We start from the raw sequence: 24,583 nt of genomic DNA, 5'->3' as shown, positions 1-24,583 counted from the left end.
GAGGCGCCTCTTCGTCCTTCGTGCGGCTGTATGACAATGTGGGTGCGCCTCTCAGTTTGTGACAGAAGAGAACGCGGTGCCGGAAAGTTTCTTTCCGGCACCGCGCGGAGCTTCCTGGCCCACTATGGGGGTAGGGGTCAGGAAGGAACCCACAACGCGCGCTTGAGGGGGGAGTGTCAAGCGATCTGGGAGATTCTCGCGCTGTGGGGAACCTACTAGGTGGCTAGGCCGATGCGGTGATTTCGCGTCGTCTGTTAAGTCGCAAAGCAACCCCAACCGCGCCCAGGATGAGAAGTGCCCCACCAACCACCAGGAGCATGCGCTCCCCATCGCCACCAGTCAGAGGCAGGCCGGGGACGAGCTGCTGATCGTTTCTCACGTCGAAGGTTGCGGTAGAAACCGTGCCTACAGTGACGTTCACAGAGTGCAGTGCGGCGTCTCCGGTTGGGAGCACGTAGCCTGCAGGAGCCTCGATCTCCTTCAGGATGTAGCAGCGGTTGGTGACATTGTCGTTCGTATCGCCAACCCAAAGGCCGGGGATTGCGATGCTGCCATTTGCAGCGGAGGTAACCGTGGTCACCGAGGAAAGTCCCGCAAGATCAGCGGTGGTCGCCGCGGCACAGGTGCCATCGGTGTCAGCGGTCATGTAGACCTCGAATTTCGCGCCGCCGAGCTTCATTGTGTCGTCAGCGTTGATCTTCTCGCCCAGAAGGTTGCCCCAGCGAGTCTTTACCTCGGTTGTGGGTGTGCCGGGAGTGCCGTCCCCGTCGAAGTCAAGGTCGTTGATATTAACGACAGCGGTGTTGGGGATCTCGCCGGTCGCGTTTGCGGTGGCGGTGAAGTCGACCGTGAGGGTTTTGCCGGCCTCGATCGGAATGGAATTCGGGGCAGGAGGGGTGCCCGGCACTGTTGCGAGAAGCGTAACCACAATCACATCACCGGTGGTGTCGAGCGTGTAATCAGTGCCTTCGGTGAGCGTCCCACCGTCATATGTGACTACCACCGAGCCGGACTTGAGATCCAGCTTCGCGTCGAGCGCGTCGGTGACGACGAACTTGGTATAGCTCTGCCCGCTGGGTAGTGCGGGAACCACCTGGCTGATCGTGTAGTCGATATCCTGACCGAGCACGACACCGTTGTTCGGCTGATCGTGGATGGTCTTCGTCGGAGCGGTGGATTTGAGGTTCTTGGGGTAGACGTTCACGTCATACTCCCAGCGGCCGGTGTTGGTAGCGCCTGCGGCGGTGTCGGCCGGGGTCGGCAAGGTAACGATAAAGGGATCACCCTTCACCACGCCAGCGGGAGCACTGGTCTCAGTGACGAGGTAGGCACCAACAGCGAGGCCGCTCAACGTTGGGGTGCTGCCACTCGCCGCGCTGGTCACGGTCTGGCAACCGCTCACTGGGAACGTTGTACTCGAATCAACGCCTGCGACCGTACCGGTCAACGGCGGAGTTGAGAGGGCGTTCAGGCCCTTCACTTGAGCCCAGCCAGCGTTCGAGGTATCGCCGAGGGAAGTGATGTTGTCGATCTTGCAAACCGTGAAAACCACATCGCCGATCGGGCCGGTCGGGTTGGTACCCGTTCCTGAGGGGTTCTGGTTTCCGTCTGCGGGGTACTCAAACTTGTGAATTGTGAGCGAGCCGGTCTTTGTGGCATCGACAGGCCCGTCGACCGGGACTGCGTTCGCGGGGATCGTCGCGAACATCAGTCCGCCGAATCCGAGCGCGACGGCTCCAGCTGCGGCGATCATGCCGCGTGTCTTCTTATACGTAGCCATGGGTGTTGTGCTTTCTGTGCTAGGTGAATCTCGATTGGTCGGAAAGTGGTGAGGTCAGTCTTGGGGCGACCTCCTGCCTAGCCCCGACGTGTTCCGTGCACGGCGCCAGAACACGGCTGCAAGAGCAAGTGCGGCAAGTAGGAACCCGCCGCCTGCGATGAGCAGGTGGTCTCGCCCGATTCCACCTGTCAAGGGGATACCTGGTACGAGCTGCTGCTCGTTCTGAATCGGGCCGAGATCCCAGTTGAGCACCGCCGGCGGCGTGGTTCCAATCGTGAAGGAATGGGGTGTCGTATCCAATACGTAACCAGCGGGTGCCTTTACTTCGACGAGGGTGTAGCTCCCTTGAGTGAGTCCGGTCACATCGAAGTAGCCTGCCCTCGAGTCTGTGTCCGGACCTGAGCAAGGCGCGTTGGTGCAGTCGTCGATTGTTCTGACGGTTCCTGATGCGCCTGGACCGGTGAGCTTCCAGCTTGAGCCCGCCAGATGTTTACTTCCATTGACTTTTTCCCAGAGCACACTGCCGGTGACCGGTGCAGCGGGCTTGTTCACGAATATGCAGTCGACCGTGTCCCCGGGGGCGATCGCAGTCAGTGTTGCACCGGCGGCGTTGGGCAGTGTGACGGTGCGAGGAGATCCAGTGACAGGCGTAATGGTGCACGTGCCGCTCACGAATACCCACCCCGCTTGCTGCGTCTCGGAGATAGCTACACTCGCACGGGAGGCTGGGGTTCCAAACGCTGCAGTCCAGGTCACCTTGCCGGTCGCGGGCGTCACCTGCGTAGTGGCGGTCGGACTTGCTGTAACCGTACCGGTAGTGGCTGTTGTTGCTGCGCCGAGTGTCCACCCAGAAGCGACCCGCTCATTCGTTCCGTCCGTGTCCTGAATGCGCTTGGTGACATTGATCTTCGCAGGTGTGGGTGGTTTGTTCACGAAGGTACAGTCCACCGTGTCCTGGGGCGCAATGCCGGTCAAGGTGACACCCGCTGCGCCCGAAATAGGTACGGTTCGCACGGCACCGCTCACGGGAGTAATCGTGCATGATCCACTCACGAACTCGTAGCCTGGCTGTTGCGTCTCCGAGATAGCCACGCTGGCACGGGACGCGCTCGTCCCGAACGCTGCAGTCCAGGTCACCTTGCCGCTTGCGGGCGTCACTTGCGTGGTGGCGGTTGGGGTTGTGGTTACCGTGCCAGCGGTCGCGGTGGTGGCTGCTCCCAGTACCCAGCCGGATGCAACCCGCTCATTGGAGCCATCAGCATCCTGAATGCGCTTGTTCACATTGATCTGCGCGTTCAGCGTACTGAAAGCGCAGGTCTGCGCAAAGTTGTTGAGATATGTCGAGAGGCCACTAAAGTCACTGACGTTATAGAAGTCGGAATTCTGTGTTGGGCCCGAGACGTTGCGAATGTTATTTGTCACTGAGAATTTGACTGCAGCATTCGAGGCGGTCAGATCGTCTACGTAGAAGGGCACGATGCGCGTACCCTTCGATTTCACGAGGTTCGCCGAGAACACGCCAGCTTCTAGCGCGCGAGTGTTGGGAAGGTAGCCCGAGAGTGCCAGGCCCCAAGTGCCCACCGGATTTGCGGTCAGGGTGGTCGGTGCCCCGTCGGTGATAAGAACCACCACGTCGTAGGTCACCCCCGAGTTGGCAACCGTGGTCAGCGCGTGATCCCAGTTCGTGGAGGCATTGTAGTTCGCAGTTGCGCTTAGCGGTGCAGTCCAAGTGCTATAGAGGTTCTTGAACGTCGCGGCCTGCGCGGGAGTGGTCACTGAATAGGGGCCGGGGTAATTCGTTGCGTAGCTGCCGTTCGCCTGAACGGCGGGGCTCACCCTATTGAAGCTGAACACACCAAGTTGTGTGTTCTTGCCGGTCAAGTTGTTCACCATGCCATCGATTGCGGCCTTCGCCTGGGTGACCTCTCCCGGTGCCATAGAACTGGAGAGATCGAGCACAACCGCCACTTTTAGAGCACAGTTCGGCGTGTACTTGAGTGATGGGTTGTCGCGCACTACCATAAAACGGCCACCTGACACCGTCGTCCCCGGCTGGGTTGCGTACGGCATCAGGGGATCGAAATTCGTGGCATCCCCGTTGCCGTCCTTCAGGAACGGGAAGGTGTTGTCCAGGGATTTGTAGGTCGACCCCGCCACCACCACGGTGTTCACCTGAAATAGGTAAGTAAACGAAGCAGCAGCAATCGGGGTGCTCACGTTGACGTTATTGCTGAACACCGACGTGGCCGGCATGTGCCATCCGGGCGTGGTGATCGCCGGCTGCGCGGAGGGAGACATTCCAACCCAAGGCTTGCGGTTGACCACCATGCCAGATTCATCGACCGCCGGTGTCGTGCCGGCAGCCTTGACCGGGACGATGAAGTTGCAGTCACCGTCCGCGTCGGAGACGCACTTTGCCCAACTGTAAGGGAACGGTGTGAATATGGCGTCGGTGACGGTCCCATCGTCTGCGGAGTACTTGCGTCCCGGGGCACCGAGGTAGAGCGTCACACCGGCCACTCCGGTAGCCTGAGCGTTGTTCATGTTGACGGCCTGGGTGCCGGTGTCGGCTGCTCTATCGCCACCGACGCGCACGCTGATGACGACGCTGCCTGCGGGTGCCACCGGTACCGAGGCAGGCGCAATACCTACTTCTGCTAGTTCCTCTGTGGTGATCTCAGGAACTTGCTGCGCAATGTCTGTGGGAACGGGCGAATCGGGCGACTCGCTTTCCATCTCTGTGTCCGATGGATCCTGGTCGCTCGTTGCACTCGCCTCTGGCGAGATTTGAGCAATGTTGTCGGTACTCGACGGCACCGGCTCTTCTGCGGCGTGTGCTGCCGTGTCGCCTGGGGTAAAGCCGAAGCTCCCCAGAAGTAGTGCTGCAGCCGCACCTACCGCGGCTACTCGCACCAAACTGTGATACTTCGACGAGAAGGAAGCCCCACTTCGCATATGTTCCCTGCACCCCTCATTTCAGCCCAGATTGCGATAACGGCTGATTCTGCTCGTTCCAAAGGACAACTAGTTTCTCCATGTTTGCCCCTGAAGAACTCTCGCCTGTCACGAGCCCAATCACCATCGCTAACCTGTGAAATACGTTGCCGAGGACACGTAAATAGGTAGTGCTGTGCGCTGGATTAGGTACTATTGCGCCGCTATCCGTTCCGCTGTTCAATCAGATGCGTAGGTCTTGATGCTGGAATCTTCTTAGCGCTTTCAGAGGGATGCGGGATGTGCCGAGTAGACCTTGCCGGGCAACACCATGAATTTGAAGCGCGAGAAGGCGGCACGTATGGCGGCGCCGAGGGAGTATCCATTTGGGTGGACGAATGGACATGAACACATCATGGTTGCTTGCGTTGGCGAGATCTCTAACGAACCTCTGTCAAATTTTGTGCATCTCTGCCACCATTTCTATTTGCAAAGCGAGCCTTCACGGCAGTACAGACTGCGGCTGCTCGGCAACTCAGTCCAATCATCCATACAGCCAGCATTGCGGGCTCGGCCGCTATCGGCTCGTCACTTTGGGTCGGATGCGAACACCGTTCCCCATGTTCAAAACCCTGAGAATCATTGAGATGAGTACCAAAGAGTGACAGCTCTGCTGTTGGAGAACGGGGAAGCTGTTGGCTGTCATACGACAGACTCATTGCGCTTCGCTCTTCCCCGGATGACCAGGGCAGCGATCAAGAGGGACCGTGCAGCCGTGAACAGCACATCTCGCAAGTACCAGGAGGGGCGCCAGCACCTCCTCGAGCACGACGAGCAGCTCGCGAGTTTCACTGCACGGCTGACAGGCAGCCTGAGGCCACCGCAGAAGCTCAGCGCATCAGACGCGTCAACGAGAACCGGCCTGAGGCAGGCTGTGGAACTGTGAATGCTGGACACCCCGGAATGTGAGGCCGCATCCCTCCAACGGCAAAAGCGGCATGCGCCGCAAATCTCTGTCCACGGAGAATTGTCCTGCCGATAGGGAGCGGCTTCACTGCTGAGCCCCGTGTACTGAAGACGGCTGAGACGCATGCACAAGCAAGCGACCCCGAAGCTGATGCTTCAGGGTCGCTTGCTTGTGCGCTCTACCTTAGTGAGGAGCGGCGGTTGCTGGGACTGAAATCACGACGACAAAGTTGACCGCTGCAGCCTCAGCCGCCGACGCATCAAGGATTCGTTTGAGGGATTCATGCTTGTTCCATTGCGCGCCTACGTCGTTTAGTAACCTGAGCTGCGGTGAAAACTGCGGCGCCGAGGAGCAGGATGGCTCCAACTCCCATCCGCAGGAGCGGGACCATGTCACTGCCACCGGTAACGGCAAGGCTTGTTTCGTGTGGCTTTGACTCCTTTACGGGCGGCTTCTCGCAATCGATAGCATCAAACTTCACGGTGTATTCCCCCATGAAACTGGCGCCGACTTTCGTGATAGTCCAGCCTGCGGACTGGACAAATACGTACTCCTCATCGCCAAGCACTCGCACGGTGACAGTTGAGCCGGCCTTGACCTCACCGACCATCGTGACAGTGCGAATGTTGGCAGTAGGTGGGAACATCACACTGGGGACGGTCGGCTGGCCAGGTACGGGACAGGTGGCCTGGACGACGATGGGTGTGGGAAGGGACATCGCCCAGGGTAGTCGTGTGTTTGGGATGCGTTTTGGAACATATGTGGTGCCAGTACCTGGGGCACCGGGGGTCACGCTGAACGGGGTGTATGCGGCGCTGCCATAAGGCAGATCGTATCCCACCGGAGCCAGAGTTTCTTTCAGTACGTAGCAGCGGTACGCGCTGAAAGGGTGGATTGGGTCCTGATCGATGAACAAGCCTGGAATGAACACGCGGCCGTTTGTGTCAGATGTGAATTCCGTAACCGTGGCTCCGTTCTCGACAACTTCGATTGGGCCAGACCCGGCCAAGGGGGTCGCTACACACCTCTCCCCGTAGGGGTCTGCTGCGGGGTACACTTCGAATTTCGCGCCAGCCAGCCCTGCGCCGGTCACACCGTCGACCTTATACGCTTCATACCAGCCCCACCGGGTAGTCGCGATGTTCGAAATCTCCGAGGGTGCCTGCCGCGAATGTGGTATGGGAGGCAACTCGTCCCAGCCTGTGGGGATCCAAGGGGGCAGATACGGGTGTTCCGGATCTCCGAAGCAGGCGCCTATGCTTGGGTTATCCGGATGGAGAACAAACATCGTGTTTGACTGCGCAAGCAGTATCGTTGGCCCACGCGGTGGTTGCGTACTCCAGTGTGCTGGTGTTCTTTATGATTCCGTCTCCCACTGCACTCACAGATGCATCAACCGTGACTCGGATTACCTGCATGTCTCGCGGCATCATGCCAGGAAGATTCACAAAGTCTCGAAGCCCGGTTGGGGTGATCCAAGCCGAAATCGTGTTTCCTGTGCGTTCCCATCGATACCCCGCGTTACTTTCTTCGTCAACGAATGGAAGAGGTGTTGGGTGCAAAGGGTCTGCTGGGTTGATCACTTCCATAGTCACCGCCTGTACGTCACTAATACGTGAGTCGAGCTCGTCGGTAATCTTCCAGGTGTCGACTACGCTCGTGTCCGAGTTGTGTGCTGACGCTTCGATGGTGAACGACGTCTCAGATCCAAGGCCCAGCCCCCGTTGCTCTTGGCCGGCGAACTGCTTCACTGGTTCAGTCCGCATATCAGCGGTCGCGGCGGTCGAAGCCAGGAAGGCCGTGGAGAGCGCGATACCCGCCACAGCGACGGAGGATATGGATTTGATGAGTGACATGATCCAACTAAATACCGGACCTGCAGCGAGTAGTGAAGCGGTTGGGGTGCAGCTTTTAGACAAGCACGTAGAGATATCAGTGAAATTAGGTATTGGGGTGTGCGCTCGCAGGCATACGGCGGATCGTGCTTCGCTGTCGGCGGCGAAGGTTGTGCGAAGGTAGAAACCATGAGTAGTGACGAGCTCGTTGTCTTCGTCCATGGCCTGGGTGAAGTACCTGAGGTGTGGCGCGCCCAAGCTGGCGCGCTTCCAGATGGCTTCGCCCCACTCGTGATCGACGTGTTTGGGCCAGCACCGAACAAGAGTTTTTCTCTGAGCAGGTCGGCCGCGAGCATTGCTGCTGAGATCGATAGGATCGGTGTCGCTGCAATTCATCTTTGCGGTCTTTCACTTGGTGCGATGATCGCCTTGCGATTCGCAGTCGACTATCCAGACCGAGTCCTCTCGTTGACGCTTGCTGCGGGGCAGATTCGCCTGCCGAAGACACTGGCGATCGCGCAGCAGGTATTCATGTCCCTGATCCCCGCGAAGCAATACGTGCGCAACGGTGTCGACAAGCCCCAGATGATCGCGGCACTCAAATCGGCGAGAACAACGGACTTCTCGAGGGAACTGGCAGCCGTTGTCGCGCCGACGCTCGTCCTCTGTGGCTCCAAGGATCGACTGGGTCTCCCCGGCTCGCGAGCGCTTGCAGAAGCCATCGCGAACGCTGAGCTTCGTGTCCTTGCCGGAGCTGGGCACCAGTCACACCTCCAGGCACCGGAAGCTTTCGCTCAGGCTCTCGGGGCATTTTTGCGAGCTCCTGCAGGAGTGCTGCCCAAGCGTACCTTTCCGCACTAGGGGCGGTCAGCTGCCCACGGTGGGGCTCGAAGGTGTACGGAGCAGCCGTTGCTGGCTGTTCTTCGACGAGGTTGCCACAGGGAAGCTCTCCAGAGTACTTGGAAATGCGGTCGCCCTAGAGGTCAGTACGACTATAGGCTGGCTGTTCTGGTGGCACCCATACCTCTACCTGCATACAAGCTTCGTCATGTTGGACGTGAAAGCCCACTGTCTAGCTGGAGTTGCAGATAGGATCGCTCGTAGACGAACCTGTCACAAACATGCATAAGAGAAAATCTGAGGCGCTTCATGACGACTGCCACCCTGTCCCCCGCCGCGCCTACAAAGGGAGCACGCCTCGCACTGCTAATTGGTGGGATCGCCGCCGTTGGCTTCGGCATCGCCGTACTCGCCTGGCCCACGAAGGCAGCAGTCGCGCTGACCGGTGTCATTGCCTCCTACGCAATCATCTCGGGTATCGTCTACGCGGCACTCGGGGTCTTCTCCAAAGAGCTCGGTGCAGGCGGTCGGATCGGCCACATCCTCCTCGGCATCCTCTACGTGATCGCCGGCGTATATGCCTTTTCCTCGCTCCAGCAGTCCGCTGCGTTCCTGGCGCTTTTCCTCACCATCATGGTTGGCGTCATGTGGATCGTCGAGGGCTTCACTGCGCTTTTCTCTCTCGGCCAGTCCGGTTCGAGTGGCCTCACAATCGTGTTCGCGATCCTCTCCGTCATCGCCGGTTTCACACTCCTAAGCAGCCCATTGTGGGGTGCAGTATTCCTGTGGTGGTTCCTCGGTGTCGCGCTCATCGTGCTTGGTGGTCTGAACGCGGTCCGCGCCATCACCAGGAAGAAGGCCTAACCATGGCAACAGAGCAATTCGCGGGCCCCGTCGACTACCTCGTGTTCGTGTTCGACGAGCACGCCGACCTTGGCCCCGGCCTATCCGCAATGCTAGACCGTGTCGAGCAGGGGATCATTGAGATCTTAGATATCGAGCTCATTGGTGTCGACGAGACAGGCGCTCCCGGCCGGCTCGAGCTCACGGACCTCGGCGGTGTCACCGGCATCAACCTCTCGACGTTCGATGGGGCAGCGAGCAGTCTTCTCGACGCAGATGACCTCGCGAGCATCGCCGCCGAACTTCAACGCGGGCAGGTAGCGCTTGCGGTGGTGTATGAGGATCGCTCGCTCGCTGTCGCTGCAGGAGCATGGGCGGCGGCAGGCGGCGTAGAACTATTCTCGGGCGGAATCGCCATCGAGGATCTCGAACGAGCACTCAACGAAGGGAATCAGTCATGAGTCTCCTCCGCACCGCAGCGCGCGCATCCGTCGCAACACGGGTCATCGGGAGCACCCACCGCCGCCAGCAACAACGCTGGGCCGCGCAGGACACAGCTGCCGCCGCTCCCGCTGCAGCGGCTGCTCCTCCGGAGCCCGTCGCACCGCCCGCACCGGCACCCGCTGGGGGCAGCACTTCGGTTCTCGACCAGCTCGCGCAGCTCGGCCAGCTCCGGGACGCGGGCGTGCTCACTGAAACTGAGTTCGAGGCGCAGAAGCAGCGCGTCCTCTCCGGCGCGTAGACGCGCGCCGTTCCGAAGAGGGTGCTCGATTGTCTCGACTGGGCACCCTCTTCGCGTTCGTCGGCCTCTACCGGCAGCCGACCGTCCGTTCCGCAAGCCGGTCGTGGTCTCGAACGACGATCCCGTTCGCCAAAAGGCGAAGGCTCTGGACGTTCTAGCGATTAGCAGGTCGAGTTCATGTCCATCGTCTCTAAAGAAGCCGGCGATTCTGGCGAGGGGAGTCTTTCATGAGCGACCTGCCAATGATTCGCATCGGCGACGGCTCGAGCAACGAGAACTACCGCACCTGCGCCGTCTGCGGCCGTGACTGCGAGCCTGAGATATTCGAGGGCGGCGAGGGCGTTGGCATTCGGGTCGCGTTCTCGTGCCCTGAGCACGGCCTGCACGGCGTCACAGACCCGTTCGAGGGGATGAGGTAGGCCGTGCTCTCCGCTCCGCTCCGAGCAGCGGGCAGGCCCGTCCGCCGCTCCGCTTCGGACAGGCCCATGAGCCACGACATCCGCGTGATCTCGGGAGTATCACGCAGTATCACGGCGGAATCGCTTTAGCGTAGTCCTTAGCGTAGTTCGGTACTTTCAACCGAAAAGCCAACAGCCCCTGATCTGGTTTTCACCTGATCAGGGGCTGTTTTTCGTTGCGGGGGCAGGATTTGAACCTACGACCTCCGGGTTATGAGCCCGGCGAGCTACCGAACTGCTCCACCCCGCGGCACGTCAATAACCATATCGGGTGCACCGCTCGGTTCTCGAACTGAGCTGTAGCGTGGGCGTGTTGCTCCGCCCACAGGTGAGCTGACGACGCAGGTTTTCGCGTCCTGAGGGTGCGGGCGAACGCGTTCAGCCGGCACGTTCTTGAGCGCCCGCGCGGCCACATTGGAGGCGATGCGGGGGAGCGAGCCTATCGTGAAGCAAGCAAAGCGAAAGGCCCCTGACTGGAATGAATTCCTAGTCAGGGGCCTTTCTCACGGTTGCGGGGGCAGGATTTGAACCTACGACCTCCGGGTTATGAGCCCGGCGAGCTACCGAACTGCTCCACCCCGCGGCACAAGACATTACTCTACCAGGCATTCGCTGTTCACGCGAATCGAGCGGCCGCGACGCTTGTGGAGAACGGATCGCGTCGAGACATGAGGGCAGGCAACCTTGTCGCTCAGCAGTTCTCGAGCGAAAGGGTTTCCGAATGCACATATCCAAAGATCGAAGGCGCTCGCCGGGCCGTGCCGTCTATTCGGCGATGCTCGCCGTGCCGCTCTTCCTGCTCGGGATTGTGCCGAGCGCACATGCCGCAAGCTTTGACGGCATGATTTCTTACGCGGGGTATCACGTCGGCGCGTTTACGACGGCCGACGGATCGCGCGCGTACTGCCTCGAGCCAGGTGTCGACGCCCCGGTGAGTGCCCAGCTGAAGCCAACGCGGGTCACCAAGCTCCCCGGATATTCGGTCGAGGTCAATGACGCGTGGGGGTGGCGCGGGACAGTGAACACGCAGGCGGCTAGCGAAACGCAGATGCGGCAGATGAACTGGGTTCTCGCCGAACACGGCGATACCGCCGATGCCGACAGGGCTGTTGCCGTTCAGGTCGCGCTGTGGGAAATTCGGCGAGAACCAGGAAACGCTGCCTGGATCGACGGGAAGTACGGGCTGTTTCGTGCGAACGGCGGCACTGCAAACGTTGAGGCCGGCAAACGCCTCGCGGCTGAGGCCAGGACTGCCGCGCTCGCGCCAGGGCACGCTTCGCCGAAAGGTGAGCTTGTCGTGACAACCGACGAAGAGGCCTTGGGAGGCTCGGTGCAGTACCCGGCGGGAACAAGCGGACTCAGCATTGCTGGCGGCGTGTTCGACGACGGCGCGACCCAACTGCGGGTCGAAGGCGCCAGCGCTGGCAGCGCTGACTGGACTGCGTCGCCGCACGAGCCAAGTTGGAACAGTACCACCGAGGTCACGGTGACTGGCACGTGGTCTGTCGACGAGAAGTACTGGCCGGCTGAGCTGATTCTGCACCCGGCAACGCGAGACACTGAGCAGCGAATTGGCACTGGTGTGAAGCCTGTCGTCGGCACAAACACTGGCGAGTTCGCGGGAACGGCGGTCTCGTTCTCCCATGACTTCGCGCCCGCGATCACTACGCAGGTGCCGGCTGAGTTCGTGCAGCGAGCAGACCCTGTCTTTCGTGACGTCGTGACCGTGAGCGCCGGATCCGGCGGTTGGCCGAGCGCTGGCGTCGCAGCTTTCATGCCCATCGTTGCTGACGGCACACTGTACGGCCCCTTCGAGGCGCCGCAGGTCGAGGACGTGGTGGCACCCGACGGCGCGCCAGTAGCGGGCGCCGCGGAGCTCGCGGTCGACTCGGGGCCGGGGGACTACGCTGTCGAGCTCACCGTGCAGGACGCCGCAACTGGCTACTACTACTGGGTGTGGGAGATCAGGGAGGAGCGCCAGACCCAGGCGGTTCGCGACTCTGGGTTTTTCGCAGCCGGAGCAGTGTACTCAGACCGATTCGGGGTTGTCGCAGAGCGCCACATTGTGCCGACAGAGTTGAGACTCGAGACCGCACTCGTCGCCAACCGGCTGGAGCCAGGTGACCGCAGCCTCATTGACACTGTGCGCGGAGTCGTCGGGAGCGGGACCTGGCTTCGGGATGAGGAGCACGCGTTCATTCCCGCAGTCGTGCGCCTCACGTTCTTCCAGTCTGATGGGCGCCCGACGCAGCAACCTGAGGCTCCCGAGAACGCGACTGAACTTGGCAGCCTGACAGTGTCGCTTGCCGGGCCCGACAGCTGGGTCACTGCAGAGCCATTCGAGCTTCCAGAGCACGTACGTGGATGGGTGACCGTTCAGGCCTGCCTCGCTCCGGAGGATCAGGATGATGACTCCGGTGAACTGTTTGTGCCGTGGTGCGACGACTATGGAATTCCCGCCGAGACTGCGGAAATCATCGAGCCCGATGCGCCGAGCACGCCCTCCGAGAAGGTCGCGGCAACTGGCGCTTCCGCCGGAGAACTCCCGGCGCTCTTCGCCGCGGGAATGGTTGGAGCGGGCGGGCTCCTCGGTGGGATCGTGGCGCTTCGTAGAAAGCTCCGGGCTGAGGTGTCGGGCGACCATTCTTAGCGATCTGCAGTCATTCTGGAGCCTTTCCAAATCAAATTCATAGGAATAGACGGAATGCTGGGGTCATCGAGAGAGGAGCCACGATGGCTGAGAAAAACGACACCCCGGGCCAGCCCGTCGAACCTGAAGAATCGCAGCGGCCGAGCGAGGGATTGGCCGGCGCGCCGACACCCCATGAGCAGTCCGCTCCGGCCACGCCGCCGGCCGCGGCACCAGCGCCCCACCTCGGGGGAGTCACGCCGCCGCAGCCCGGTGGTGTGACCCCGCCGGAGTTCTCGCACGGGTCGGGCATTCCGAGCGCTGCGCCCAGCAGCAGCCCCGAAACTCAGGGTGCCGGCGCAGCGTTCGGCGTGCAGCCAGGCGGCTACCCGACCGCGCAGCAGGGTGCGTACCCGGCGGCGCAGCAGGGTGCATACTCCGCCCCGAACGCCGAGCAGCAGCCCCAGCTGACACAGGAGTACCCCACGCAGGCGCTCCACGAGACGCTTGCAGCCCCGGGGGCTCCGCAGCAGGGGGCCGGTGTGGCTGCCCAGAAGCGAACCCATTCGACAGGCACGTTCCTCGCTGGTCTCGCAGTGGCAGCGCTCATCGGCGGAATTGTCGGCGGGGGCGTCTCCTCGCTCGTCGTTGCGAACGCTATTCCGAAGAGCAACGCTGTCTCGCAGCAGGGCGGCACTGTCAAGCTCAATAACCCCGAAACCGCGACCGATATATCGGGTGTCGCGATGGTTGCAACACCGAGCGTTGTGACGTTGACTGTCGATTCGCAGAACGCCTCTGGCTCCGGTTCTGGTGTCATCTACAGCGAGGACGGCTACATCATCACCAACGCCCACGTTGTCACGCTCGATGGCGCGGCGACCGATCCGCGCATTCGGGTGAAGCACAGCGACGGGCGCGTCTTCGACGGCAAGCTTGTCGGCGTCGCCCCATACTCAGACATTGCAGTAGTGAAGGTTGAGGCAGAAGGCCTCACCCCGGTTGCCGTCGCGAGCTCAGCAGACGTGAACGTCGGCGACCTCGCCGTGGCTATCGGCGCCCCGATGAGTCTCTCCAACACGGTAACAAGCGGCGTCGTGAGCGCGCTCAACCGCGGAATCTCAGTTGGCAGCGCATTGATTCCGCAGGATCCGAGCCAGGAGGGGCAGGAGGATCACAACGGGGAAGGCGCACCGGACAACGGTCGCAGCTTCCCGTGGGATTTCCGGTTTGACACCCCCGGTGAGCAGGAGAACTCGCAGCAGACAGGCGGACAGGTCACGCTGCCCGTCGTGCAGACCGATGCATCGATCAACCCAGGCAACTCCGGCGGCGCGTTGCTCAACGCCAAGGGCGAACTCATCGGCATCAACGTCGCGATCGCGTCGCCGGGCGCGACAGAAGGCAACGCGTCAAGCGCTGGCCTCGGATTCGCGATCCCGTCGGACCTCGCCACGCGCGTCGCCGACGAGATTATCGCCGGTGAGAAGCCGACCCACGGCCTCCTCGGTGCGAGCGTCGTGGATTCGAGCCTTGACGACGATGAAGACGCGAACCACGCGGGAGGCCTCATTAAGGAGGTAGTCCGCGACGGCGCTGCCGCAAAGGCTGGTCTCAAAGTTGGCGACGTTATCACCGCGGTTGACGGCGTGCCAGCCGCTGACGGCACATCAGTCTCGGCTCTGATTCGCATGCACGCGGGAGACAGTGAAGTGACAATCGACTACACCCGCCGTGGAGTCGCCGGTCAGACCACTACAACCCTCGGAACGCTGGACTGGTAGTCACCACTCCTCTCTCACGAAAGCGGGCACTCGAAACGGTGCCCGCTTTCGTGTTCTACAGTGGAGACAAATGAGTGCACGTCAATTCCAGTTCGCGAGCGGCAACCTCTCGAAGCTTCTCGCGATCCCGAAATACCTCCTGTCCTGGGTCTTCGCGTTCTTCGTTCCCCGGGTGCCAGGAACCTGGGCGTTCGGCAGCGGGATCGGCGTTGGAGAAGGTGCGCTTGCGCTCGCCCGCGAGCTGCGCGACAGCAGGCCTGACGCCCGCATCGTCTGGCTCGTCGCCGAGGAGGCCGAACGCGCACTCGCGGAGGCCGAAGGATTCGTTCCAGTGCTCAGGCGCGGCAGGCACGGGTTCTGGGCGACGCTTCGAGCAGAGACGCTCGTCGTGACGCACGGCCTCGGTGACGTGAACCGATTCGGCGTGTTTGGCGGAACCATCGTGCAGCTTTGGCACGGGGCCCCGCTCAAGCGCATTCACCTCGATTCCCCGGTGACGACAGCCGTACGCGGGCCCGCCCCGCTCCGCGGGGTGCTGCAGCGTATGTACGAGCGCGGCACCAAGCAGGTCAGTCTGTACGTTGCGGGTTCCGTGACTGCGGCCGAGCGTCTCCGATCGGCGTTCCGAGTCGCTCCGGGCAAGGTCGCCGTGCTCGGCGATCCGCGAGACGACGAGCTCGCGGCGCAGGCAGCGGACCCTGCCATGGCGGCCGCGGCCCGTGAGCACGTACTCGACATCCTCTCGCAGCGGATTCAGGGTGGGCGCGCGACGGGCCCGCTCGTGCTGTACGCGCCGACATGGCGAGACGGCGACGTTGATCCCGCCATCCCTACACACGCTGAGGTGACGGAAATCGTTGCAGCCCTCGCCAGCGTCGACGCGCACCTCGTCATTCGTTCCCACCCGCTCGGAGAAGGGGAGTATGGTGCGGCTGTCGGCGAGCGGATCCACCTGCTGGGGAGCGACATCGCCCGCGACATCACCCCGCTACTCGGTGCCTTCGACGCCGTCATCACAGATTTCTCGTCAATCGCCGTCGACTTCTCGCTCCTCGAACGCCCAATCCAGTGGTTCGCCCCCGACCTCGACGCGTACACCGCGAAGCGCGGCCTGTACGAGGCGCTCGAGGTCACCGCAGGTGCGAACATCGCGCGCTCCTGGGGCGAGGTCACCGCCTCGCTCAGTGAGATTCTGACCACTGGCACCGCCGCTCGCCGCGAGGCATCGCGTGCAGCCGCAGCCCTCGCGTCGCGGTTCCACCCGTATCGCGATGGCAAGTCGGCCAGCCGTGTCCTCGCGGCTGTCGAGCGCCTGCGGCTTCCGGCCGCCGAGCTTGTCGCACCGGATGGTGTCTTTTTCGAGAGTTTTTATGGTCGGCAAGTCAGCTGCAATCCGCTCGCGCTCGACCGCGAGATCGCCGCTCGCTATCCTGAGCTGCCCCGCTACTGGAGCGTGACGAGCGAGCGTCAGGCGGTGCCAGCGGGAGCGACGCCCGTGCTCGTCGGCGGCGTCGAATGGTTCGCCGCGAGGCGGATGGCCCGGTTGCTCATCGTCAACGACTGGCTTCGGTTCGGGTTCAAGCGTGGGCCGGAACAAACAGTGCTCCAGACGTGGCACGGCACGATGCTGAAACACCTCGCGCTCGGTCGCCCGAACGTCTCACTGCGCACGAAGCTCGCGATCAAACGTGAGAGTCGCCGCTGGAGCATGATGCTCTCGCAGAACGCACACTCGACCGACCAGTTCCGTGGCAGCTACGCGTTTGCGGGGGAGATTCTCGAAACTGGGTATCCGCGCGACGACAGGCTCGCGCTCGCTGACATTGTCGGCGAGATGAACCCCGTGGCCCAGGCGACGGCGCGCCAGACACTCGGCATTCCCGAGGGGAACTCGGTCGTCGTGTACGCGCCGACCTGGCGCGACCGCGGCACGACGGTTGTCGACTCGCTCGACGTGAACGCGCTCGCAGATGCGCTCGGCGAGAACTGGACTGTCGTGGCCAGGGGGCACACTCGCACGCACGAGCTTGGCAGCTATCTCCGACTGAATCCCCGCGTCATCGACGCCACCGCGCACCCAGACATCAACGACGTGATCCTCGCCGCAGACCTCTTGGTGACCGACTACTCATCGGTGATGTTCGATGCTGCGGTCGCAGGGACACCGTTGGCGTTCTATGTTCCAGACCTCCCGCAGTACCGAGACGCCGAGCGCGGGTTCACGTTTGACTTCGAGGCGAGCGCTCCCGGACCGCTGCTTCAGTCACGCGACGAGCTTGTGATGCTTGCCGAAGAGGTGCGCGAGCATGGGCGCTCGGCCCAGTGGATTGTCGACTTTCGGCCAGCCTATGCGGCGTGGCAGGCAAGGTTCACGCCACACGACGACGGAGCCGCCTCGGTGCGCGTCGTCGATAGGCTTGCGGAACGCGGTGCGTTCGGTCCCGCTCTGGATCGGAACGCATAGATCCGGACAGGGCGGCTGAAGGCTAGGCGGCCTGTCAGCGAGGTTTGCTACTGTTCCGAGCAATGCACATGAACGACAGGATCGCGCTGCGCGCACCCCGGACCCGGCGTCCGGTCCGCGCGGTCCTCGTCGTGCTCACCGGTGTGCTCCTCGTCATCGTCGGGCTGCTCGGCATGCATACCCTCAGCGGCGCGTCAGCAGACGCGTCGCACACAACGAGCGGGGTAGCGGCGCTCTCGGCGAGTAGCGCTGCACACGGCGGGCAGCACGGCCCGACGGGGGCCACGATTGCCGGCGGTGAGAACCTCGCCGCGCACCAGATCGCCGACACGGCGCACGCGGACGCGCTGCACGACCCTCCGCCCGCGGGCGACACTGCGCCTGGCCACGAGGCGATGGCTGCTGCATGCGCGTTGGCGCTCATCGTCGGCATGCTGCTGCTCGTCATCCCCAGGTCGGAAACCGCAACGCGCACGCTCCGAGACCGCGCAACGGCGGCGGCCGCAAGCGTGCGCGCTGCGCTGCCCGCCCCGACGCCGTCCCTCATCGTCCTCTCAATCAGTCGAACCTGAATCCGTGCGTGGCCCGTTCGCGGGCACGCGGTGCCACGCGCCGCTCCACTCACACCGATTCACACAGACTTGAAGGACACTCCCATGAAGAAGACCCTGTTTTTTGGCGCGCTCGCACTCGCAGCCTCGGCAACGCTCGCAGGTTGCGCCAGCACTGGCAGCGGCGCCCGCCCGCCCGCCGAATCAGCGGCACCGCAGAGCCAGGCGAATGCCGCCGACGAAATGTTCGTCACGATGATGATCCCGCACCACGAGCAAGCTATCGAAATGTCCGACATCGTGCTCGCGGCCGACGGCGTCGACCCGGCCGTCGCCGAGATCGCCGAGCAGGTCAAGGCTGCGCAACAACCCGAGATCGACAAAATGCTGTCGTGGCTGAGCGAGTGGGGAGTCGCCTATGATCCGGAGGGCTCCGCGTCGCACATGACGCACGGCGGCATGGATGGCATGCTCTCTGCCGAAGACCTCGAGGCGCTGGGGCGCGCGAGCGGGGACGAGGTCGGCAGGCTGTTTCTTGAGCAGATGATCGCCCACCACGAGGGCGCCGTCGACATGGCGAAGGAGGCGCTCTCCGGCGGCAGCGACCCGAGGGTGCGCGAACTTGCAGAACAGGTCGTCGCCGATCAGACCGACGAAATCACCGCGATGCAGCAGTTGCTGGCTCGCTGATGGTACAGCTACCGGTCACGACAGTGAACACACGAGCGCGACGGGAGGTGCGAGCATAATGCAGCCTGCGCGATTGCCCGAGCGGGGTCCGACTGCCTACCTCACGCCACGGCCCCGCGCGGCGGCGCCAGTTCCGCGCCCGGGGCGGCGGCGACGAACGGTTCGGCGGACGCTCGCCGCGAGCGTCGCGCTCGCAAGCGCCACGCTAATGTTTGGGGCAGCGATGTTCCCCGCGCTCGTTCCAACGGTCAGCCGGCTACCGAGCGACGAGGGCACGAACGCGCCAGCCGCCACCGCTCAACTGCTGCCAGGTGCCGACGTGCCCGAAGCGAAATCGGTGCTTGACGCGGTTGGCAGCGTGCGTATTGAAGAGGAACCGCAACCGGAGCCGAGAGAGGCCGCAGCGCCCGGGGTCGGTGCGCGGCCAAGCGTCGGGCAGATCGCAGTCGGGCAGCTCGCGGCCGGAGGCCTCCCCAGCTCCGGGGTGAGGCTCCCGTTTGACCGCGAGTGGCCCCTCACTGATGGCTTCGGGTATCGGAGTGCGCCGGTCGAGGGGTTCCACGACGCGCAAGACATCGCGGCGCCCGGTGGCACGCCAGTGCTCGCCGTCGCTACTGGAGTCGTCGTCGAGGCGGGCTGGGCAAGTGACGGCTGCGGCTTCTCGGCAAAGCTACAGCACAGCGTCGACGGACAAGAGCTAACGAGTCGTTACTGCCATATGGAGGATGCGTCGCATGACCTTTCCATTGGCCAGACCGTCGAGATCGGTTCGCAGGTTGGCAGGGTCGGCAACACTGGCATGTCGTTCGGTGCTCACCTGCACCTCGCGCTCACGCTCGCTGGGCAGCCGATCGACCCACTGCCGTTTCTCAGAGGGTGAGGCCCGGCGGCTGATCCTGATCCTGATCGTCGATCGCTCGCACGCCACCGCGATTCGCGGCTACGCGCGCGAGCGGTCGACGACGCGGCCGCCCCCGAACACGACGCCGCGCAAAAACCCGGTTCCCCAGCTCGTGTGCATCGTCACGAGCGTGGCGCCGGTGAGCAGTCGGTCGCGCACACCCCGCTGATCCGGGATGCGCCACACCGCGAAGCAGATGGCGAGCGCGTAGAAAGCGAGCGGTGCCCAGCCGAGCGACCACCAGCCCCACGGCAGTGCGCCGGCGAGCTGGAGCGCGAGCACGACGAGTGACACGGCGAGCGAGATCACGAGCACCCCGGGCGCGAAGAATCTCCACGGGTTCGCACGTCCATACTTGCGCACGAGCACCGCCCGCCACGTACCCGTCGCGAAGAACTGCTTGGCGAGATCACCGAAACTGGCGCGCGGCCAGTAGGTCACGCCGAGCGCGGGTTCGAACCACACAGTGAAACCCGCACGCCGGATGCGGAGATTCAGCTCCCAATCCTCGCCGCGTAGGATCCCGGGGTCGTAGCCGCCGACGGCGTCAATTGCCTCGCGTCGGAAAATGCCGAGGTACGCGGACTCCGCAGGCCCCGGGGTGCCGTCGCCGTGGTATGCCCCGCCGCCGAGACCGAACGGGCTGTTGTAGCCGCGCGCGATCGCGCGCTGCACGGCGGACGTTCCTGCCGCTCGCATGATCCCACCCACGTTCGCTGCGCCAGTCTCCTGAAGGGCCGCGACCCCGCGGCGCGTGTAGTCGGGCGTGAGCTCAGAGTGCGCGTCGACCCGGATCACGACTGGATGGGAGCTCGCGCGGATCGCGTGGTTGAGCCCGGCCGGGATATCACGTTCGGGGTTCGCGACGAGGCGGACGCGAGGATCCGCTGCCGCGATCCGCGACGCGATCTCGTCGCTTGCGTCACGAGATGGGCCGAGCGCGAGCACGATCTCCTTGTCGCCAGCGTAATCCTGGTTCAGGATCGTGTGCACCGCGCGCTCGAGAAATCCTTCCTCGTTCAGCACAGGCATCACGTAGCTCACCGCTGGCACGTCTGGCAGGGGAGGGAGGAGTAGACCGGGGGAATCAACCACCCGTCGATCTTCCCACAGCGGGCTGCGGCTCGGCCTGAGTCGGGGCGGGCTATTCTGGTGGGATGCAGATTATGAAGGACAGCAAACGCGCCGTGAAGCTCGCCAAGCGTGTCCTGAAGGGACGCCGCGCCTACTTCGAACTCAAGGGGCTTCTCGACGAGCGCGGCCCGCTGCCCGAACAGCGCTACCGTGTTGGCGTCTACTTCGCCGACAGCGACGTCAACATCTACCAGATGCGGCAGTGGTACGCGCCACTACAGGAGCTGTCGAAGACCAGACCCGTCGTAATTCTCGCGCGCAACGCGGCAGGTGCGCTCCAGCTCATGCGCGAAAGTGGCCTCGACGTGGCATACGTGCCAAAGGTCACGAGCATTGAGAACTTCATCGCGACCCAGCAGCTCGACGTCGTGTTGTACGTCAACCAGAACACTCGCAACTTCCAGATGATGCGATACGGCGAACGCTGGCACGTTTTCATCAACCACGGTGAGAGCGACAAGATGTACATGACGAGCAACCAGTACAAGACGTACGACTACGCCTTTGTTGCTGGTGACGCTGCGCGCGCCCGCCTGTCCAAGGCGCTCTGGCAGTACGACGTCGAGGCGCGGACTGTGCCGATCGGCCGTCCCCAGGCAGACCACCTTGGCGGTGAGCCCGCCTACACGCCAGACGATCGAACCGTCGTGTTCTACGCACCGACGTGGGAAGGGGACCGGCCGGCGGCTAGCTACGGCTCCGTTGTCACGCACGGTGAGAGGCTCGTCACGCAGCTGCTCGCCACAGGACGCCACCGAGTCGTCTACCGCCCGCACCCCCGCTCAGGCGTTGTGAGCCCCGAATTCGGAGCCGCAAACGAGCGGATCATCGCGATGCTTGCTGAGGCGAACGCCGCTGATCCTTCCGCTCAACATGTCTACGACGAGTCGCCAGTACTCGGCTGGCAGCTGCGCGCCCCCGACGTCGCGATCTGCGATATCTCGGCAATGGTCTACGACAGGCTCGCGACTGGCCGACCGCTCATGGTGACGCGCCCGGTGTCCGAGGAAGCCGAGGTCGACGAGGGGGGCTATTTGAGCGTCTGCGAATGGCTCGACGCCGCCGACGCCGACAACATTGTGGCAGTGCTCGATCGGGTAATCAGTGACGAGGGCGCCCGCGAGCGGCTCGGAGAGTGGTCGACGCGCTACTTTGGTGACACGACGCCAGGCTCGCCGACGCGACGATTTGGTGAGGCGATCGAAACGCTGCTGTCCCGCGCGGACGCGGAACGCCTGCGGGCCTCCGAAACCTCAAAGTAGTGTGGCAACGGGCTCACAGAGCCTGATTCGTTTGGTAGGTTAGTTGGGTGCTGCCAGAAACCCCGCCTTCGTCGTCTGATGCACTGCCGGACGTAGGGGTCGGCGCTGCAGAAACCCCCGCCAAGACCCAGGCTGACGCGCTGCCATCGTTCGCAGACATGCCGAGTGCTGGCGCAGACGTGCCGAGTGCTGGTGCTGAGGAGTCGGCTGCCCCGGCGCCTGTGTCTGTGCGACCGGTTCCCGCTGTCGATGAGGCTTCCGCTGTCGACAAGGCTGCCGCTGCCGCCTCAGCAGGCAGCGCGGTCGGGGCAGAGCCGTCCGCCGCCGCGCCTCGCGCCCGGCGGACCCGTTCAGCTGACCCGAGCGCGACAGCCGAGGCGCCCGCGCGCAACCGCATTGAAGTGCCGACGCCCTCGGTAGTCCGTGCGCGAGAGCGCGGCCGCGTCGCCGAGCAGAACCCGGTCGTGCTGCGCACCGAGATGCTGACAAAGGTGTACGGCTCGACTGTCGCCGCGAACGAGGTCTCGTTCGAGGTGCATGCCGGCTCACTCACGGGTGTTGTTGGCCCGAACGGCGCCGGTAAGACGACGACGCTGTCAATGATCAGTGGCCTGCTGCGGCCGAGCTCCGGCCGTGTCTCCGTCGGCGACGTCGACGTGTGGGCAGACGGAGCGGCGGCGAAGCGCCTCATCGGAACGCTGCCCGACCGCCTGCGACTGTTTGACCGCCTGACTGGTGGCCAGCTGCTGTACTACTCGGGCGTCCTGCACGGAGTCGCCGAGGCTGAGGTTGCGAAGCGGAGCGCCGAGCTTGCCGAGGCTTTCGGCCTCGAGTCAGCGCTCGACAGGCTCGTCTCTGACTACTCGGCAGGCATGCAGAAGAAGATCGCGCTCGCCTGCTCCATGATTCATGCACCCGAAGTGCTCGTGCTTGACGAGCCGTTCGAAGCGATCGATCCCGTCTCGGCAGCCAACGTGACAGACATCCTCGAGAAGTACGTCGCTGGTGGCGGTAGCGTCGTGATGTCAAGCCACAGTCTCGAACTGATTCAGCGAGTTTGTGACCACGTCGTCATCATCGTCGACGGCTCTGTCATCGCGCAGGGCACGGTCGACGCGGTGCGTGACGGCGTGAGCCTCGAGGATCGATTCCGGGCGCTCACTGGCATCGACGAGTCGAAGAAGGGGCTGCAGTGGTTGCACGGCTCTTCCGACTCCGAGTAGCGCTCGCCGGGGGCCTGTTCCGCGGCTCATTTGTTCGCGCCGCACGCGTCGCACTGCTGCTCGCCCTCTGCCTCGGCGCTTCTGCGGTCGCCCCCTTTGTGATCGCTTGGCTCACCGAACCAGGTGGGATCCGCGACGTTCTTGACGTGACAATCGGTGCGGTCGTACTTGCACTCGCACTGCTCGTGCCACTGTTCGACAGCCGACGAAACCTCGTACCACGGCAGTTTGGCCAGTTCCCCGCGAAGTCGGGGTCGGTCGCGCTGTCGATGCTTGTCACAACGATCGTGTCGTGGCCGGCATTGGTGATGCTCGTCTGGCTTGTCGCGCTCTGGTTTGCGCGCCCCGAGTGGCACGCCGCGGGCTGGATCGGCCCCGTCGCCCTCGTGCTCGCCGCGCTGCTCGCGATTGTCGCGGTGCGCTTCGGATCGGGCCTCTCGCAGCTCGTGATTGGTGACCGGTATGCCGGGGGCCTGCGCCTCACTGGCGGGATCCTGTGCATTGCCGTGCTGCCGCTGCTTGTCTTCGTCATCGCGGAGAGCCTGCGCTCGGACACAAATCAGGTGCTCGTCGACGCTGCTGGCGTGCTCGGCTGGACGCCCTTCGGCGCCGCGTTTGCGGCGATTGGCGACACCGTTGGCGGTGACGACGCGACAGCGACACTTCGCCTCGGCGTGCTTGCAGGCACGATCATCGTGCTCGCGATCGCATGGTTTGGCATCGTGGCGAAGTCGCTCACCTCGATTGAGCGCCCCCGCGACATCCTGAGCGCCCGCCGAGGCCTCGGTTGGTTCGAGCGCTTCCCGGCGAAGCCGGCTTCAGTGATTGCCGCGCGGCAACTGACCTACTGGCAGCGTGATCCGCGCTACCGCATTGCACTTATTGCCCTGCCGATCGCCCCGATCGCCGTTGTCGCCGCGTTCCTCATCGCAGGCGCCGACGTCGCGCTGGCCGCGGCGCTGCCGCTGCCAATCTTTATGCTGCTGCTCGGATGGTCGCAGCACAACGACATCGCGATGGATTCCACAGCGATTTGGGAACACGTCGCAAGCGGCATCAGGGGCTGGGCCGACCGTGCGGGCAGGCTTGCCCCTGCACTCATGTTTGGCGTGCCCGTTGCGGTGATCGGCTCGAGCCTCACTGTCACCTTCATGGGGGACTGGCGAGTGCTTCCTGCCGTGATCGGCATGAACGTTGGGGTTCTCCTGATCGCGACCGGCGTCGCGAGCGTTTTCTCTGCGCTCATGCCGTACCCGGCGACGCGTCCAGGCGACAGCCCGTTCGTGCAGCCGCAGTGGTCGGGCTCAGGATCGGGCACCTCCCAGACAGTGTCAATGGTCGTCGCGCTTGTCCTGTCTGTCGCGCCGGTCTGGATCTCTGCGGCGGCGATCTCCGACCCGTCATTTACGGGAAATATCTTCGCGCTGCTCTTCGGCGTCGGGTTCGGGTTCATCGTGCTGCTCGCTGGTGTCTCAATCGGCGGACGCATTTTCGATAGGCAGGGCCCAGAGATCCTCGCCGTCACCCAGATCTTCGATTAGCGAAC

At 63.4% G+C, this 24,583-nt stretch carries 20 protein-coding genes, 2 tRNA genes and 1 pseudogene; 15 read left to right on the top strand and 8 right to left on the bottom strand.

Annotated features, from left to right (window positions below; translation table 11 throughout):
• Nucleotides 1-223: 223 nt before the first annotated feature.
• Both KI794_RS10245 and KI794_RS10240 read right to left on the bottom strand, forming a co-directional pair.
• Nucleotides 224-1,780 (bottom strand): SpaH/EbpB family LPXTG-anchored major pilin, encoded by a 1,557-nt coding sequence (locus KI794_RS10245; protein WP_255808025.1) that lies wholly within the window; start codon nt 1,778-1,780, stop codon nt 224-226.
• A 54-nt stretch (nt 1,781-1,834) separates the two neighbouring features.
• The gene (locus tag KI794_RS10240; protein ID WP_255809760.1) at nt 1,835-4,693 is read right to left on the bottom strand and encodes a SpaA isopeptide-forming pilin-related protein; all 2,859 of its coding nucleotides are present in this window, start codon (nt 4,691-4,693) and stop codon (nt 1,835-1,837) included.
• A 796-nt stretch (nt 4,694-5,489) separates the two neighbouring features.
• Here KI794_RS10240 and KI794_RS10235 point away from each other — a divergent pair.
• Nucleotides 5,490-5,660, top strand: a complete 171-nt coding sequence (locus KI794_RS10235) for a hypothetical protein (RefSeq protein WP_255808024.1) — start codon at nt 5,490-5,492, stop codon at nt 5,658-5,660.
• 301 nt (nt 5,661-5,961) lie between these two features.
• On the opposite strand, the gene KI794_RS10230 is transcribed toward KI794_RS10235, so the two are convergent.
• From KI794_RS10230 to KI794_RS10225, 3 genes and pseudogenes are all read right to left on the bottom strand, one after another.
• Nucleotides 5,962-6,330 (bottom strand): hypothetical protein, encoded by a 369-nt coding sequence (locus KI794_RS10230; protein ID WP_255808023.1) that lies wholly within the window; start codon nt 6,328-6,330, stop codon nt 5,962-5,964.
• Nucleotides 6,331-6,519: 189 nt separating this feature from the next.
• Nucleotides 6,520-6,969, bottom strand: a pseudogene (locus KI794_RS16315) (hypothetical protein); the annotation flags it as partial.
• Complete coding sequence (locus tag KI794_RS10225; protein ID WP_130454211.1) at nt 6,947-7,537, bottom strand: hypothetical protein; 591 nt, start codon at nt 7,535-7,537, stop codon at nt 6,947-6,949. The gene KI794_RS10225 and the pseudogene KI794_RS16315, both read right to left, overlap by 23 nt.
• Nucleotides 7,538-7,705: 168 nt before the next feature.
• On the opposite strand from KI794_RS10225, the gene KI794_RS10220 reads away from it, so the two are divergent.
• The 5 genes from KI794_RS10220 to KI794_RS10200 all read left to right on the top strand — a co-directional run bounded on the left by KI794_RS10220 (nt 7,706) and on the right by KI794_RS10200 (nt 10,360).
• Nucleotides 7,706-8,377, top strand: a complete 672-nt coding sequence (locus KI794_RS10220) for an alpha/beta fold hydrolase (RefSeq protein WP_130454212.1) — start codon at nt 7,706-7,708, stop codon at nt 8,375-8,377.
• 288 nt (nt 8,378-8,665) lie between these two features.
• Nucleotides 8,666-9,220 carry an HdeD family acid-resistance protein gene (locus tag KI794_RS10215; RefSeq protein ID WP_255808022.1) on the top strand — a complete coding sequence of 185 codons (555 nt, stop codon included), beginning with the start codon at nt 8,666-8,668 and terminating at the stop codon, nt 9,218-9,220.
• 2 nt (nt 9,221-9,222) lie between these two features.
• The gene (locus tag KI794_RS10210) at nt 9,223-9,660 is read left to right on the top strand and encodes a DUF6325 family protein (RefSeq protein ID WP_130454214.1); all 438 of its coding nucleotides are present in this window, start codon (nt 9,223-9,225) and stop codon (nt 9,658-9,660) included.
• Complete coding sequence (locus KI794_RS10205) at nt 9,657-9,941, top strand: SHOCT domain-containing protein (protein WP_130454215.1); 285 nt, start codon at nt 9,657-9,659, stop codon at nt 9,939-9,941. The genes KI794_RS10210 and KI794_RS10205 overlap by 4 nt, the downstream gene beginning before the upstream one ends.
• A gap of 227 nt (nt 9,942-10,168) precedes the next feature.
• On the top strand, nt 10,169-10,360 hold the full coding sequence (locus tag KI794_RS10200) for a hypothetical protein (RefSeq protein ID WP_130454216.1): 192 nt from the start codon (nt 10,169-10,171) through the stop codon (nt 10,358-10,360).
• A gap of 215 nt (nt 10,361-10,575) precedes the next feature.
• On the opposite strand, the gene KI794_RS10195 is transcribed toward KI794_RS10200, so the two are convergent.
• Both KI794_RS10195 and KI794_RS10190 read right to left on the bottom strand, forming a co-directional pair.
• Nucleotides 10,576-10,649: transfer RNA gene (locus KI794_RS10195), tRNA-Met, on the bottom strand.
• A gap of 259 nt (nt 10,650-10,908) precedes the next feature.
• Nucleotides 10,909-10,982, bottom strand: a tRNA-Met gene (locus KI794_RS10190).
• A 138-nt stretch (nt 10,983-11,120) separates the two neighbouring features.
• On the opposite strand from KI794_RS10190, the gene KI794_RS10185 reads away from it, so the two are divergent.
• From KI794_RS10185 to KI794_RS10160, 6 genes are all read left to right on the top strand, one after another.
• On the top strand, nt 11,121-13,049 hold the full coding sequence (locus tag KI794_RS10185) for a hypothetical protein (RefSeq protein WP_255808021.1): 1,929 nt from the start codon (nt 11,121-11,123) through the stop codon (nt 13,047-13,049).
• An 83-nt stretch (nt 13,050-13,132) separates the two neighbouring features.
• The gene (locus KI794_RS10180; protein ID WP_255808020.1) at nt 13,133-14,812 is read left to right on the top strand and encodes a S1C family serine protease; all 1,680 of its coding nucleotides are present in this window, start codon (nt 13,133-13,135) and stop codon (nt 14,810-14,812) included.
• A 70-nt stretch (nt 14,813-14,882) separates the two neighbouring features.
• Complete coding sequence (locus KI794_RS10175) at nt 14,883-17,276, top strand: CDP-glycerol glycerophosphotransferase family protein (protein ID WP_119284170.1); 2,394 nt, start codon at nt 14,883-14,885, stop codon at nt 17,274-17,276.
• A gap of 68 nt (nt 17,277-17,344) precedes the next feature.
• Complete coding sequence (locus tag KI794_RS10170) at nt 17,345-17,848, top strand: DUF6153 family protein (protein WP_119284169.1); 504 nt, start codon at nt 17,345-17,347, stop codon at nt 17,846-17,848.
• Nucleotides 17,849-17,932: 84 nt separating this feature from the next.
• Nucleotides 17,933-18,517 carry a DUF305 domain-containing protein gene (locus KI794_RS10165; protein WP_119284168.1) on the top strand — a complete coding sequence of 195 codons (585 nt, stop codon included), beginning with the start codon at nt 17,933-17,935 and terminating at the stop codon, nt 18,515-18,517.
• A 58-nt stretch (nt 18,518-18,575) separates the two neighbouring features.
• On the top strand, nt 18,576-19,397 hold the full coding sequence (locus tag KI794_RS10160) for a M23 family metallopeptidase (RefSeq protein WP_255808019.1): 822 nt from the start codon (nt 18,576-18,578) through the stop codon (nt 19,395-19,397).
• Between the two features lie 60 nt (nt 19,398-19,457).
• Here the strand turns inward: KI794_RS10160 and KI794_RS10155 are convergent, their stop codons facing one another.
• Nucleotides 19,458-20,513 (bottom strand): glycosyltransferase family 2 protein, encoded by a 1,056-nt coding sequence (locus KI794_RS10155; protein WP_255808018.1) that lies wholly within the window; start codon nt 20,511-20,513, stop codon nt 19,458-19,460.
• A 62-nt stretch (nt 20,514-20,575) separates the two neighbouring features.
• On the opposite strand from KI794_RS10155, the gene KI794_RS10150 reads away from it, so the two are divergent.
• From KI794_RS10150 to KI794_RS10140, 3 genes are read left to right on the top strand one after another with little or no spacing between them, the layout of a single operon-like run.
• Nucleotides 20,576-21,814: a CDP-glycerol glycerophosphotransferase family protein gene (locus KI794_RS10150; RefSeq protein WP_119284167.1), complete on the top strand. Its 1,239-nt coding sequence runs from the start codon at nt 20,576-20,578 to the stop codon at nt 21,812-21,814.
• Nucleotides 21,815-21,861: 47 nt separating this feature from the next.
• The gene (locus KI794_RS10145) at nt 21,862-23,037 is read left to right on the top strand and encodes an ABC transporter ATP-binding protein (protein ID WP_255808017.1); all 1,176 of its coding nucleotides are present in this window, start codon (nt 21,862-21,864) and stop codon (nt 23,035-23,037) included.
• Nucleotides 23,007-24,578: a hypothetical protein gene (locus KI794_RS10140; protein ID WP_255808016.1), complete on the top strand. Its 1,572-nt coding sequence runs from the start codon at nt 23,007-23,009 to the stop codon at nt 24,576-24,578. Before KI794_RS10145 ends, KI794_RS10140 begins: the two co-directional genes overlap by 31 nt.
• Nucleotides 24,579-24,583: the final 5 nt, after the last annotated feature.

Source organism: Leucobacter aridicollis (assembly GCF_024399335.1).
GTDB classification, from domain to species: Bacteria; Actinomycetota; Actinomycetes; order Actinomycetales; family Microbacteriaceae; genus Leucobacter; species Leucobacter aridicollis_A.
This window is presented reverse-complemented; position numbering and strand designations above follow the sequence as displayed.

Bases quoted from the DNA above. Each gene is read 5' to 3' on its own strand.
- KI794_RS10245 (WP_255808025.1), bottom strand. From the start codon at position 1,780: ATGGCTACGTATAAGAAGACACGCGGCATGATCGCCGCAGCTGGAGCC.
- KI794_RS10225 (WP_130454211.1), bottom strand. From the start codon at position 7,537: ATGTCACTCATCAAATCCATATCCTCCGTCGCTGTGGCGGGTATCGCG.
- KI794_RS10220 (WP_130454212.1), top strand. From the start codon at position 7,706: ATGAGTAGTGACGAGCTCGTTGTCTTCGTCCATGGCCTGGGTGAAGTA.
- KI794_RS10215 (WP_255808022.1), top strand. From the start codon at position 8,666: ATGACGACTGCCACCCTGTCCCCCGCCGCGCCTACAAAGGGAGCACGC.
- KI794_RS10210 (WP_130454214.1), top strand. From the start codon at position 9,223: ATGGCAACAGAGCAATTCGCGGGCCCCGTCGACTACCTCGTGTTCGTG.
- KI794_RS10205 (WP_130454215.1), top strand. From the start codon at position 9,657: ATGAGTCTCCTCCGCACCGCAGCGCGCGCATCCGTCGCAACACGGGTC.
- KI794_RS10200 (WP_130454216.1), top strand. From the start codon at position 10,169: ATGAGCGACCTGCCAATGATTCGCATCGGCGACGGCTCGAGCAACGAG.
- KI794_RS10185 (WP_255808021.1), top strand. From the start codon at position 11,121: ATGCACATATCCAAAGATCGAAGGCGCTCGCCGGGCCGTGCCGTCTAT.
- KI794_RS10180 (WP_255808020.1), top strand. From the start codon at position 13,133: ATGGCTGAGAAAAACGACACCCCGGGCCAGCCCGTCGAACCTGAAGAA.
- KI794_RS10175 (WP_119284170.1), top strand. From the start codon at position 14,883: ATGAGTGCACGTCAATTCCAGTTCGCGAGCGGCAACCTCTCGAAGCTT.
- KI794_RS10170 (WP_119284169.1), top strand. From the start codon at position 17,345: ATGAACGACAGGATCGCGCTGCGCGCACCCCGGACCCGGCGTCCGGTC.
- KI794_RS10165 (WP_119284168.1), top strand. From the start codon at position 17,933: ATGAAGAAGACCCTGTTTTTTGGCGCGCTCGCACTCGCAGCCTCGGCA.
- KI794_RS10160 (WP_255808019.1), top strand. From the start codon at position 18,576: ATGCAGCCTGCGCGATTGCCCGAGCGGGGTCCGACTGCCTACCTCACG.
- KI794_RS10150 (WP_119284167.1), top strand. From the start codon at position 20,576: ATGCAGATTATGAAGGACAGCAAACGCGCCGTGAAGCTCGCCAAGCGT.